This is a genomic window from Bradyrhizobium sp. IC3123, assembly GCF_020193625.1.
Classification (GTDB): domain Bacteria; phylum Pseudomonadota; class Alphaproteobacteria; order Rhizobiales; family Xanthobacteraceae; genus Bradyrhizobium; species Bradyrhizobium yuanmingense.
The window spans coordinates 201,215-213,625 of sequence record NZ_JADYVF010000011.1; the positions used below are offsets into that span (position 1 = coordinate 201,215).

Here is a 12,411-nt window from a genome sequence, read left to right on the forward strand (position 1 = left end):
CGCAGGCAATGATCTATGATCCTCGGCTGCAGGAAAGCTATGGTTCGCAAGGTCGAGCTCGTTCCCTCCGCTCCGATCCTCGGGCCGATCGGGCTCAAGCGCGAGTGAGCCTTCTTAGAGACGCACCCCGGTGGTGGCAAACGCGTGCGCGGCGGGCTCCTGCACGCGATCGAGGATCACCATCCCACCAACCGCGATCACCACGGCCGCGACGCAGCCAAGCAAAAAAGCCTTCATCCTCAGCCTCCCTCGATTGGACCACGCCATCTATACGACAGGGCCTGCGGCGAGCAAGCTCGTCGATCGCATCAGCCATCCGCCCGCTATGGGCTTTTGAACACGGGATCGGCGGAAAGACGCATCGCCCATCGAGCCAAGGGACCGGAGCTCGGCGCTGCTGCGCTGCACGATCCGGAACGGATGCGGGTCTTGCAAGTTTTCTGCAGGCCTGGTGAGCGCATCGGAGGCTTGGCGTGAAATTACCGAGAACGATCCTGTGCTTCGCAGCACTTTGCTTTGTCGAGGGCGCCCTGGCCCAGCCGGCGCAAACCAACTCGCCGACGGGGCAAACGCCTCCCGAGGACAAGGGCCAGCTCCAGCCGCAAGGTTGGACGGGTCCGATCAATACCGGCTCGGGTGGTGCGCCGCCCGAAAGCCCCCAGGGCCAGAGTCCGCCCGGAATGCAGCCCGCGCCGGAGGGGTCGTCCAAGACCACGACGGCACCGGCCAAGTAGACTGTTTCAAGTAGACCGTTCCAGGATATTCATTTCCGTTGCCTCTTCTGGCAATCTCGAGCGGGTGAATGTCAGCAGGCGGCCAGGAATGAACAGATCGGCTCTGTGCACGAAGGTGGCCGCATTGCTGTGGACCATGTTTGCCGCATCGTCCGTGCATGCCGACATGGTCGGACACGGCGGCCCGATACGGGCTCTCGCCGTGTCGCCCGATGGCGACAGCCTTCTTTCCGGCAGCTTCGACACCGCCGTCATCCGCTGGTCGCTGAGGACGGATACGGCAGAGCACGTGCTGCGGTATCATGCCGATGGCGTCAACGCCGTCGCCTTTCTCAAAGATGGCCGCATGATCACGGCCGGAGCCGATGCGCGCATTGCGGTGTGGACAGCGGGCCGGCCCGAGCCGGACCGGGTGCTGGAGGGACATGTCGCACCGATCGCGGCGCTTGCTGTGTCGTCCGATGGGACGCTTCTCGCATCGGCGTCATGGGACCAGACAGTGCGGCTCTGGTCGCTGTCGGACGGCACATCCCGCGTGCTCGAAGGGCATACGCAGAACGTCAATGGGGTCGCTTTCCTGCCGGACGGCAGGCTCGTCAGTGTCGGCTACGATCTTGCGCTGCGCATCTGGCGTTTGCCGGATGGCCAACCTGACATCGTGACTTTGCCGGCGCCGCTGAACGCGGTGGCTGTCGCGCCGGATGGTGAAATCGTCACGGGCGCGGTCGATGGCAGGCTGCGCGTGCTGACAACGGACGGCAAGGTCAGCGGCGAGGTCGCGGCCAGTCCGACGCCGGTGGTGGCCTTGGCCATGTCGGCGGACGGTGCGCTGGTCGCTGCGGCCGGGATCGGCGGCACGGTGGCGATCATCGATCGCAAGTCGCGCAACCTGCTGCGCACCCTGGTTGGGCCCGGGCTGCCGGTGTGGGCGGTCGCCTTCCTTGCCGATCGCGAGACACTGATGACGGGGGGTGCGGACGGCAGGATCAGGCGCTGGAATGCCCGCACCGGCAATCCCATCGGTTCAAGCCTGGTCGGCACACCGGCCGACCCGCTTGCGGCCTATGCCGGCGATCACGGCGCCGATGTGTTTCGGGCCTGTGTTGCCTGCCACACGCTCTCGGACAAGGAGGTGCAGCGTGCGGGTCCCACACTTGCGGGACTCTACGGCCGCAAGATCGCTTCGGTGCCGGGATATCGCTTCTCTGATGCACTGAAGACGATGGACATCGTCTGGACGCCGGAAACCGTCGCACGATTGTTCGAAATCGGGCCGAATGCCTACACCCCCGGCACCAAGATGCCGGAGCAGCGCATCGGCTCGGCCGAGGACCGACGCGCGCTGACCGAATTTCTGGCCCGCGCGACGTCGAGATGATTGCCTTGCGCCGATTCGACGGCGTCCGCTTTAGTCCTTGCCATTGCGTTCGCGGAGATAATCATCCGTTGTTCGCGGCGGCGTTCGTTCCGGAACGCCCTTGAACGGATCGAATTGCTGTTCGCTCATGACCACGACGCGGCAGTCCGCGCACATCCTGAGCGCCTCGATTCGCTTGTCGCCGGCCGGATACATCCAGTGCCGGCCTTCGAGCTTGGCGGCGATGCGGTCGATCGTGCTCTTGACGCCGAAGGGCGTGCCGCAGCGGACGCAGAGCGCGGGCTCCTCTTCCTTAATGACAAGGGCGGGCGCTCGCGCAGCGCGGAAATCGATCTGCGGCTTGAGGCTGATCACCTTCTCCGGACAGGTGCTCTGGCACAGGCCGCACTGGACGCAGGCATCCTCGATGAATTTCAGCACCGGCCGCTCGGGATCGTCGCGCAGCGCGCCGGTCGGGCAGGCCGAGACGCAGGATAGGCACAGCGTGCAGCCATCGGTCTCGACGCTGATTGCGCCGACGGGCGCACCTTGCGGCAGCGCGATGACGTCGACGGGCTGCGGCGCCAGCCGGTGCAACTCGCTGAGGGCGAACCGCAAGAGATCGCGCCGCTTGCCGACGGTCTTGAAAGTTGCCGGCGTCGGTACCGCGGCGAGCGTGCCGATATCAGTCAAATGCGCGCCGAGCGCGTCGGGATCGTCGGTTTCCATCGTAGCGAGGCGACGGCCCGCAAATCCAAGGCCGCCGAGGATCGCCTCAGCCATCGCGATCGTCTGCGTCAATCCGGTCACGTCGTGGCGCGGCTTGCCACGGAGCAGGAAGCGCACGGCAGAGACGCCATAGGCGAAGGCGCCGACGATCGCCTCCAGCCCGACCTGCGTGAGCTCGTTGACGGCAAAGGGAAGCACGTTCGCCGGCAGGCCGTCGCCATGCCGCGCGAGGGCGTCGATCAACGGCGTGCCGTGCGGGCTGTCGTGAAAGAGCAGCACCGCATTCGCGCCGCCGGCCTCGCGATAGGCGAGCAGCATGGCGCGAAGTTTATGGAGCAGCGTATCGGCGGGCGGCAGCGCGTAGGAGACCGCGCTGGTAGGGCAGGCCGCCGCGCATTGGCCGCAGCCCGCGCAGATATTCGGATCGATTGCGATATGATCGCCGACGGGCGTGATCGCCCCGGTCGGGCAAAGATCGAGACAGCGATGGCAGCCCGTACGCTTCGAGCGCGAATGGGCGCAAAGCGCCGGCGCAACCTCGACATATCTCGGCTTTTCGAAGCTGCCGACGAGATCGCGCGCGGTCAGCACCGCGCGCAGCACCGCGGCGGGATCTTTCGTGTCGGCGCGGAGATAGCCGTCGCGCAGGTCGTGGGCGGGAAACATTGGCAGACCGCCGGAAAGATCGAGCACGATATCGCAGCGCGAGGTGACCCCGCTTCGCGGCGAGTCGAGCACGAAGCGATCGCGCGAGGAGGGGCGGGGACGCGCATAATCGTCGATGACAAGCTCGAACGCGCCGAAATGTCCCTTCGCGGAGCGGATCGTGCCCTTCACGATCGGGAACACCGTGGCAACCGGCGGCACCGTGTCATCGAGCTGCTTCAGCATCACGGTGACGTCGAGGTGATCGGCAAGCAGGCGGCCGGCCTCGATCGCGGCCTCATCGCGCCCGTAGATCAGGATGACGCCCTCGCTCGACAAGGTGACGAGCGGATAGTCCGGGGCGGGGATGGAGGCGGATGCGAGCAGGGCGGCCATTTTTGCGCCGGCGTGCGCGCCGTCGCGGGACCAGCCAGCCGTCTCGCGGATATTGACGAAGCCGATCGCGTCAGGCCGCTCGCCGGCCTCGTCCGAAAACTGCGCCGCCTGCTGCGTGCAGGCGACCGTCAACACGCCTTCTGTCGCGGCCATGTTGCGGAAATGATCGAGCTCCGCCCCGCAGAGGTGGCGGAAGCTCTTGACTTCGCTGTTCGGACATCCGCGCCGGATCGCAGCCACGTCGAGGCGCATCGTGTCTTCGCACGAGCAGATCAGGATGGTCTTCGACGGCTGCTCCAGGTTAACTCCTCCGCCTTTCGGACGACGACGACGGACTCGCGCCGGCCCTTCGCCTCGTATAGACATTATCCATCGGGAAGAAAAGGAAAGCGGAGGACGGTCTGCCGTCGATCCCAGTGAGCCATGTTTCCGCGGCGGAACCGATCCACCTGCCGCCGCCGTTCACATTGGTGCGATTGCGCGAGAGCGGCGACGCTTTTGCCCATGCATGCCGCATCGCACCGGAGAGCGGCGCCGGAACGCTCGTCTATGTCGGCCGCTTCGACCTCGCCGAGTTCGCCGTGGTGCTCGAGCCGGCCGAGCCGTTGCGCAGCGCGCGGCGTGCGTTCTACGCAGGCATGGTCGCACTCACCGACGCGCTTCGCGCCTATGCACCGCCGAGCAAGCCGATCACGATCGGCTGGCCGGATGCGGTCAGGATCGACGGGGGGCTGGTCGGCGGCGGACGGATGGGTTGGTGTTCCGGAGCTGACGAGGAGGCGCCGCCCCCCTGGCTGGTCTTCGGCGCGATGATACGGACGGTTGCCATGAACGATGACGATCCAGGCGTCCACCCGCTGGCCTCGGCGCTCGACCAGGAAGGCTTTGGCGAGGCGGGCGCGGCGCAGATCACGGAAAGCTTCGCCCGGCATCTGATGCTGGCGCTGGACGGCTGGCGGGTCGACGGCTTCGACAGCGTCGCGCGCGACTATCTCACGCGGATGCCGCGTGAAAGGCAGACGATACAGCGCATAGATGATTGCGGCGACCTCCTGACGCGCCGCATCGGGACGGAGACGATCGAACGAAGCGACCTGGTCCGGGCGCTCGCGGTGCCGTCCTGGCTCGATCCGGCCCTCGGAGGACCGCGCCTGTGAAACTCCTGCGCACGATCGCGCTCGATCCCTCGGACACTTTCGTGTTCGACGTGGCGGCAGAGCCGGGCGAATGGGCCGTTTCCGGCGCCTTCCGCTTCTGGGATTGCGATGGCGCGAAGCTCGAGGGCAAGGCCCGCGCGGCGTTTCGCGGTGGGTTCCTCGGGGTGCAATCCTGGGGCTGGTCGACGCTGGCGCAGATCGTTCCGGCGACCGCGGACGATTACCACGGCCTGGTCGATCTGCTGGCGAGGCAATTGGTCGATCGTTTCGGCGCGCCGGATATGGCGGCGGCGAAAACGGCGGCCGAAGAGGAGGTCGCTTTTGCCCAGTCGCTCTGCAGCCATCCCATCAGCTCGCTTATTGCAGTGCACCGCACCTCGAGCGACGGGGAGGTCCGCGAGTCGTTCCGCCGGCTGCAGCTTCGGGAAGGCCAGGGGCATGGCAAGGCGTTCTCGTTCATCGAGATGGAGGACGACGTCGAGCCGGACGGCGATCTCAGGCTTGCGGATCTCGGCCGGGAGCCGACCGTCCGATGAACGATTTCTGGATCTCCTGTGGTCACCACCTGCTCGATCGCGACGAGGGCGGCGGCCTGCGTGTCACGGACGAATTTCTCAAAGCCTATTTTGCCCGTCCCGAGCTGATGCCGCCGGACGACGCGTGCCCGGTCGAACGCCGGCTGCATCGCGATCTGCTCGCCGACCCGCGCCAGGCCGTCGGCGCCGGCGAGATCGCCGCGATTGCCGATGCTGATGCCAGGGAGAATTGGCAGTTCGTGCTGGCGTTCCGCGATCTTCTGCTGCGGCATCCGACGCTCGAAGCGGCCTATCTTGCCTGGCTCCGCTCAGGGGCGAACGATCTGCCGCCGCTGTTCGTCAACCAGCTCGTGCACGTCATCCTGCGCAACGCGCTCGACGGCTGCGACGACCCGTTCGTGCTGCGCGCGGCCGAATTGTTCTTCCGGATCCAGCGCGTTCTCCCACATGAGCACGCTTTGTTGCTGGGAGACGAGGAGGTCGTTGGCGGCCGGAGCCCGACCCCGGTGCTCTCGCTGATGTCGATGCTCGGCGCCACCACCGATGCGGTGGTCGAGGTGTTGGGCGAGGAGAATGCCCAGGCCTATTGGCACCGGAGCGACCAGTTCGACATGGCCCTCGACCTGACCGCCGAGGGCCGCGGACCTGTAGCGCTGGCGCAGGCGATGACGCGTTGGGTCTCCCATCTGCTCGGCATCGATGTCGTGATCGAGCCGCTACGGGCGCTGCACGAGGCGAAGCTGAGCTGGTATGTCGGGCTCGATGCCGATGCCACGAGGCTCGGCGACCGTCTGTGGCACGGCGAAGAGCTCGGCGAGCGCGACGCCGATCGCGTGCTGGCGCTGTTCCGGCTGACGTTTGCGGATTCCAGCCGTGCCCTCGACGATGTCGGGGATGAGCCGGTCTACCTGATCCTGTCGATGACGGCGGATCAGAAGCTGCGGATGAAGCCACAGAATCTGCTGACCGGGTTGCCGGTGAAGCGGCTGGAGATGGCGACGTGAGCCCCGCGGCATTGCCGTCCCTCTCGATTGCCGTCGGCGTCGTAGTCGAGCGGCGCAAGGCCGACTCGCCTTGGGTCGATTTCATCTGGCGCGGAATTGCTGTCCTGCCGGACGAGCCGTCGACCGAGCCATGGACCGTGCTTCGCGAGCAGGACGGCACGACCCTGTTCTATGCCGGAAGTGCGACCATCGATCTCTATCCGTCGGAGACGGCGCGCTATCGCGACAATCTCGCCTCCGGCGGTCCGAGCATCTGGGTCGTGTTGTCGCCTGCGGAAGGCGTCTGGCCCTATGCAGTCACCGCGGTGACCGCCGACCCCGCCGAGGGCGAAGGCTTTACCGAAGCCGCCGACAATCTCGTCGAGGCCGTGCCGATGCCGGAAGTGCTGCGCGAGGCGATTGAAAGCTTCGTGGCCGAGCACCATGTCGAGCGCGAATTCGTCAAACGCAAGCGGCGCCGTGCCGATCCGGAGGCGCTGGCGCGGCGCGAACATGAAGGCGGACAGGAATGAGTGAGGAGGACTTCCTTGCGCGTTGGTCCCGCCGCAAACAGCAGTCGCGAGCGGAGCCGGCGAAACCTGCCCCGGCGCAGCCGACGCCGCCGTCCGAAACCAAAGAGGACGAGACGGAGTTCGATCTGTCGAGCCTGCCGTCGATCGACGAGATCAATGCTGCCACCGACATCACGGCCTTCCTCGGCAAGGGGATTCCTCGCGAGTTGAGCCTTGCGGCTCTTCGCCGCGCTTGGGCGACCGATCCCGCGATTCGCGACTTCGTCGGGCTCGCGGAGAATGCATGGGACTTCAACGACCCGACGGCGATGCCGGGATTTGGCCCGCTGGATTGTTCCTCGGAGGAGCTGGCCGCACTGGTCGATCGCATTGTCGGCGGCGTGCGCGAGGCGGCCAAGTCTGCGGCCCAGACTCTTGCTGAGGCGTCGATCGAAACGGCGGATTCTCCGGCGGAATCGCATCAAGCCGATGTGGCACTTGTTTCCAATGTCGTCGAGCCGCCCGATGAGACGCAGCACCTGGCAATCCCTGCTGCAGTGCAACCGACAGTGGGTGAAAGACCTGCGGATTCTGCAGAGCCTGTGAGGTCCCGCACGCATGGTGGTGCACTGCCGCGCTGAACCACGACCAAAGACTATAGGTACAGGCTATGGCAGGCGATTGACCGTTGCTGGAACCCGGATTACGCTACCTACTGCTTTGTAACAAAAGCGATAATCAAGCAGACGGGACTGGGATGGGAGGTCCACGTGCGCGATGACGGACTTGATCGAGCGATCGATGCCGCAGGCGGCATCGCTCAGCTTGCACGCAAAATAGGCATCAGCCAGCCCTCCGTCTCGAATTGGACCCGTGTGCCCGCACAACGGGTGGTTGCAGTCGAAACGGCGACCGGCGTCTCCCGAAACGATCTGCGGCCCGATCTTTACGGTGAGCAAGCCGGCTCCGCCGAGCTCGTCGATCCCATCGATGCGGCGCGCGCGCAGGAATACGTCTTGCTCGCGGCGCTGCTGTCTGCGCCTCCGTCGAAGCGCCTGCTCGATCAGCTCGCCGCGCTCAGCGGAGACGCGACGCCGCTCGGTCGCGCGCATGCGGCGCTTGCCGAGGCCGCCTCGAACGCCGTCCCAGCGAAGGTCGAGCGGGAGTATTTCGATTTGTTTGTCGGGCTCGGCCGCGGTGAATTGCTGCCCTATGCTTCCTATTATCTCACGGGCTTTCTCAACGAACGGCCTTTGTCGCGCCTGCGCGGCGACCTGATGACGCTCGGCATCGAGCGTATCGCCAACGATTCCGAACCCGAAGATCACGCTGCCATCCTGTGCGAGATCATGTCGGGCCTTGCCGATGGCCGCTTCGATGCCTCACACGAGGCGCAGCGCGCCTTCTTCGAAAAGCACGTGTCGCCATGGATGGGGCGGTTGTTCGCCGACATCGAGAACGCGGGGACTGCCCGTTTCTATCGCGCAGTCGGCGCGCTCGGCCGCACTTTCATCGAAATCGAGACGGAAGCATTTACATTCGCCAGCTGACCGAGGCGCTTCGGTCCGGGAGAGATGCGATGAGTGACGAGACGAAATCAAAGGTCGGACGCCGCGATTTCCTGCGCAAGGTCGGCTTGGGTACCGCCGGTGCCGGCGCGGCGCTTGCAACACCGTTGGTCGGGTCCGCCCAGGCCGACAGTGAAACCAACGATGAGAAGCGCAAGGCGCGCTACAAGGAATCCGATCACGTGAAGACGTTCTACCGCGTCAATCGTTATCCGGCCTGAGAGGGAGGCTGCCCGTGCTTATCAAGCGAACACACCAGCGTTCCGATCGCCGCGGTTCCGTCGCCGAATCCCTTGCGGGGCAGGGTGGGGGACTTGATCGCCGCACATTCCTGCGCAAGTCCGGCCTGGCCGGCGGCGCGCTCGCCGCGCTCGGGGCCATGCCGGTCGGCAACGTGCGAAAGGCGGAGGCGGCCGCCGCCGGCCCGCTCGCGGCCGGCGCCACCGTCAAGAAGAGCATCTGCACGCATTGTGCCGTGGGCTGCACGGTGACGGCGGAAGTCCTCAACGGAGTCTGGATCGGGCAGGAACCGAGCTGGGATTCGCCGATCAACCGTGGCTCGCATTGCGCCAAGGGCGCCTCGGTGCGCGAGCTCGTGCACAGCGATCGCCGCCTGCGCTATCCGATGAAGCTGGTGAACGGGCAGTGGACGCGCGTGTCGTGGGACACGGCGGTGAACGAGATCGGCGACAAGCTGCTGCAGGTTCGCGAGAAGTCGGGCAGCGATTCGGTCTATTGGCTCGGCTCGGCCAAGATGACCAACGAAGGAGCCTACCTGTTCCGCAAGTTGGGCGCGTTCTGGGGCACCAACAACACCGATCACCAGGCGCGGATCTGCCACTCCACCACCGTCACCGGCGTCGCCAATACCTGGGGCTACGGCGCGATGACGAACAGCATCAACGACATGCGCAACTCCAAGACGATGCTGTTTATCGGCAGCAACGCGGCGGAAGCGCATCCGGTCAGCATGCAGCACCTGCTCGAATCCAAGGAGCTCAACAAGGCGAATTTCATCGTCTTCGATCCGCGCCTGACCCGCACCGCGGCACATGCCACCGAATATGTCCGCATCCGTCCCGGCACCGACATTCCCGTGCTCTACGGCATGATGTGGCACATCCTGAAGAACGGCTGGGAGGACAAGGAATTCATCGCCCAGCGCGTCTACGGCTTCGACGACCTGCGCAAGGAGGTCGAGAAATGGAATCCGCAGGAGGTCGAGCGCGTCACCGGTGTGCCCGCCGCGCAGCTCGAGCGCGTCGCCAAGACGTTCGCGACGGTCAAGCCCGCGACCATCATCTGGTGCATGGGCCAGACCCAGCACACGGTCGGCACCGCCAACGTGCGGGCGAGCTGCATCGCGCTGCTGATGACGGGCAACGTCGGCAAGGCCGGGGCCGGCGCCAACATCCTGCGCGGCCATGACAACGTGCAAGGCGCGACCGATGTCGGCCTCGATATCGTGACGTTGCCGTTCTATTACGGCCTCGCGGAGGGCGCCTGGAAGCACTGGTCCCGGGTCTGGGAGGTCGACTACGACTATCTCGTCTCGCGCTTCGACGAGAAGAAGCAGATGGAGACGCCAGGCATCCCGCTGACGCGCTGGTTCGATGCCGCGCTGTTGCCGAAGGCCGACGTCGCACAGAAGGACAACGTCAAGGCCGTGTTCGTGCAAGGCCACGCCAGCAACAGCATCACGCGCATTCCCGAATCGCTGAAGGGCCTGAAGGCGCTGGAACTGCTGGTGATCGCCGATCCGCACCCGACCACCTGGGCGTCTCTGGCGGTCGAGGCCGGACGCAAGGACGGCGTCTATATCCTGCCCGTGGCGACGCAGTTCGAATGCGCGGGATCGCGCGTCGCCTCCAACCGCTCGATGCAATGGGGCGAGCAGATCGTCAAGCCGATCTTCGAATCCAAGGACGACCTCGAGATCATCTATCTGCTGGCGAAGAAGTTCGGCTTCGCCGACAAGATGTTCAAGAACATCAAGGTCGAGAACAACCTTCCGGTCCCCGAGGACGTGCTGCGCGAGATCAACCGTGGAAGCTGGTCGACCGGTTATTGCGGCCAGTCGCCGGAGCGCATCAAGGCGCACATGAAGAACCAGCACAAGTTCGACCTGGTGACGATGCGCGCCCCCAAGGACGATCCGGAAGTCGGCGGCGATTATTATGGCCTGCCTTGGCCGTGCTGGGGCTCGCCCGAGGTGAAGCATCCCGGCTCGCCGCTGCTCTACAACAACAATCTGCACGTCATGGACGGCGGCGGCGCATTCCGTCCGCGCTTCGGCATCGAGCGCGAGGAGAAGCTGCCCGACGGCACGACGCGCAAGGTCAGCCTGCTCGCCGACAAGTCCTTCTCCAAGGGCTCGGAGATCGAGGACGGCTATCCCGAGTTCACGCTGGCGAGCCTGAAGAAGCTCGGTTGGGACAAGGATCTCACCGACGCCGAGATGGCGACGATCCAGCGGGTCAACCCGGCCAATCCGGATGCGGTGTCCTGGGCGCTCGACCTCTCCGGCGGCATCCAGCGCGTCGCGCTGAAGCATGGCTGCGTGCCCTTCGGCAACGGCAAGGCGCGCATGAATGCGTTCGGTCTGCCGGATCCAATCCCGGTGCACCGCGAGCCGATCTACACGCCGCGCGTCGACCTCGTCGAGAAGTATCCGACCTTGCCCGATGCCAAGCAGTTCCGTCTGCCCAACATCGGCTTCTCGGTGCAGAAGGCGGCGGTGGAGAAGGGAATCGCCAAGCAGTTCCCGCTGATCCTCTCCTCCGGGCGTCTTGTCGAATACGAAGGCGGCGGCGAGGAAACCCGCACCAATCCCTGGCTCGCCGAATTGCAACAGGACATGTTCATCGAGATCAGCCCGGCTGATGCCGCCGATCGCGGCATCAAGGACGGCGGCTGGGTCTGGGTGAGCGGCGCTGAGAACAACTCGCGGGCCAAGATGAAGGCGATGGTGACCGAACGCGTCGGCAAGGGCGTCGCCTGGATGCCGTTCCATTTCGGCGGCTGGCTCGGCGGTAACGACCTGCGCAAGAACTATCCTGCCGGCACCGATCCGATCGTGCTGGGCGAGAGCGCCAACACGATCACGAGCTACGGCTACGATCCTGCAACCGGCATGCAGGAGCCGAAGGTCACGCTTTGTCAGATCGTCGCAGCCTGAGAGGAGCACGCACATGGCTCGGATGAAATTTCTCTGCGACGCTGATCGCTGCATCGAGTGCAACGCCTGCGTCACCGCCTGCAAGAACGAGCACGAGGTGCCCTGGGGCATCAACCGGCGGCGTGTCGTCACCATCAACGACGGCAAGCCGGGCGAGCGCTCGATCTCGATGGCCTGCATGCACTGCACGGACGCGCCCTGCGCGGCGGTCTGTCCGGTGAACTGCTTCTACACCACGGCCGATGCCGTGGTGCTGCACTCCAAGGACCTCTGCATCGGCTGCGGCTATTGCTTCTACGCCTGTCCGTTCGGCGCGCCGCAATATCCAAAGGTCGGAAACTTCGGCTCCCGCGGCAAGATGGACAAATGCACCTATTGCGCCGGCGGCCCGGAGGCCGACGGCAGCAAGGAGGAATACGCGAAATACGGTGCGAACCGGCTGGCCGAAGGCAAGCTGCCGCTCTGCGCGGAAATGTGCTCGACCAAATCCTTGCTTGCGGGCGACGGCGAGATCATCGCGCAGATCTACAAGGAGCGCGTCATGAAGCGCGGCTATGGCTCGGGTGCATGGGGCTGGAAGACCGCTTATCGCGAGGCGATCGAGTCCTGAAGTGGC

General features: G+C 65.4%; 13 protein-coding genes. 11 read left to right on the forward strand and 2 right to left on the reverse strand.

The features are described from left to right. Nucleotides 1-114: 114 nt before the first annotated feature. On the reverse strand, nt 115-237 hold the full coding sequence (locus tag I6F20_RS38020) for a hypothetical protein (protein WP_260346694.1): 123 nt from the start codon (nt 235-237) through the stop codon (nt 115-117). Between the two features lie 236 nt (nt 238-473). Here I6F20_RS38020 and I6F20_RS29205 point away from each other — a divergent pair, with 236 nt between their 5' ends. Together I6F20_RS29205 and I6F20_RS29210 are read left to right on the forward strand one after the other, a co-directional pair. Further along, nucleotides 474-734 carry a hypothetical protein gene (locus tag I6F20_RS29205; protein WP_157783999.1) on the forward strand — a complete coding sequence of 87 codons (261 nt, stop codon included), beginning with the start codon at nt 474-476 and terminating at the stop codon, nt 732-734. Nucleotides 735-870: 136 nt separating this feature from the next. After that, on the forward strand, nt 871-2,112 hold the full coding sequence (locus I6F20_RS29210) for a c-type cytochrome (RefSeq protein WP_225129013.1): 1,242 nt from the start codon (nt 871-873) through the stop codon (nt 2,110-2,112). Between the two features lie 30 nt (nt 2,113-2,142). On the opposite strand, the gene I6F20_RS29215 is transcribed toward I6F20_RS29210, so the two are convergent. Next, nucleotides 2,143-4,113 carry a 4Fe-4S binding protein gene (locus tag I6F20_RS29215; RefSeq protein ID WP_225128969.1) on the reverse strand — a complete coding sequence of 657 codons (1,971 nt, stop codon included), beginning with the start codon at nt 4,111-4,113 and terminating at the stop codon, nt 2,143-2,145. A 164-nt stretch (nt 4,114-4,277) separates the two neighbouring features. Between I6F20_RS29215 and I6F20_RS29220 the strand changes: the two genes are divergently transcribed. The 9 genes from I6F20_RS29220 (at nt 4,278) to fdh3B (ending at nt 12,405) form a co-directional block, all read left to right on the forward strand. Continuing rightward, nucleotides 4,278-5,018 (forward strand): biotin/lipoate--protein ligase family protein, encoded by a 741-nt coding sequence (locus tag I6F20_RS29220; RefSeq protein ID WP_225127771.1) that lies wholly within the window; start codon nt 4,278-4,280, stop codon nt 5,016-5,018. Beyond that, nucleotides 5,015-5,554: a DUF6505 family protein gene (locus I6F20_RS29225; protein WP_036005125.1), complete on the forward strand. Its 540-nt coding sequence runs from the start codon at nt 5,015-5,017 to the stop codon at nt 5,552-5,554. Before I6F20_RS29220 ends, I6F20_RS29225 begins: the two co-directional genes overlap by 4 nt. Further along, nucleotides 5,551-6,558: a DUF6352 family protein gene (locus I6F20_RS29230; RefSeq protein WP_225128970.1), complete on the forward strand. Its 1,008-nt coding sequence runs from the start codon at nt 5,551-5,553 to the stop codon at nt 6,556-6,558. The genes I6F20_RS29225 and I6F20_RS29230 overlap by 4 nt, the downstream gene beginning before the upstream one ends. Then, nucleotides 6,555-7,070, forward strand: a complete 516-nt coding sequence (locus I6F20_RS29235; protein ID WP_225128972.1) for a DUF3305 domain-containing protein — start codon at nt 6,555-6,557, stop codon at nt 7,068-7,070. The genes I6F20_RS29230 and I6F20_RS29235 overlap by 4 nt, the downstream gene beginning before the upstream one ends. Then, a complete protein-coding gene (locus I6F20_RS29240; RefSeq protein WP_225128974.1) occupies nt 7,067-7,690 on the forward strand; it encodes a DUF3306 domain-containing protein in 624 nt (207 codons plus the stop codon). Before I6F20_RS29235 ends, I6F20_RS29240 begins: the two co-directional genes overlap by 4 nt. Nucleotides 7,691-7,819: 129 nt before the next feature. Continuing rightward, on the forward strand, nt 7,820-8,599 hold the full coding sequence (locus I6F20_RS29245) for a molecular chaperone TorD family protein (RefSeq protein WP_225111858.1): 780 nt from the start codon (nt 7,820-7,822) through the stop codon (nt 8,597-8,599). Between the two features lie 29 nt (nt 8,600-8,628). Next, the gene (locus I6F20_RS29250; RefSeq protein WP_036023641.1) at nt 8,629-8,838 is read left to right on the forward strand and encodes a twin-arginine translocation signal domain-containing protein; all 210 of its coding nucleotides are present in this window, start codon (nt 8,629-8,631) and stop codon (nt 8,836-8,838) included. 14 nt (nt 8,839-8,852) lie between these two features. Further along, nucleotides 8,853-11,795 (forward strand): formate dehydrogenase subunit alpha, encoded by a 2,943-nt coding sequence (locus tag I6F20_RS29255; protein ID WP_225128975.1) that lies wholly within the window; start codon nt 8,853-8,855, stop codon nt 11,793-11,795. A 13-nt stretch (nt 11,796-11,808) separates the two neighbouring features. Continuing rightward, nucleotides 11,809-12,405, forward strand: coding sequence for a formate dehydrogenase FDH3 subunit beta (gene fdh3B, locus I6F20_RS29260; RefSeq protein WP_036005105.1), 597 nt, complete (start codon nt 11,809-11,811; stop codon nt 12,403-12,405). The last annotated feature ends 6 nt before the right edge of the window (nt 12,406-12,411 follow it).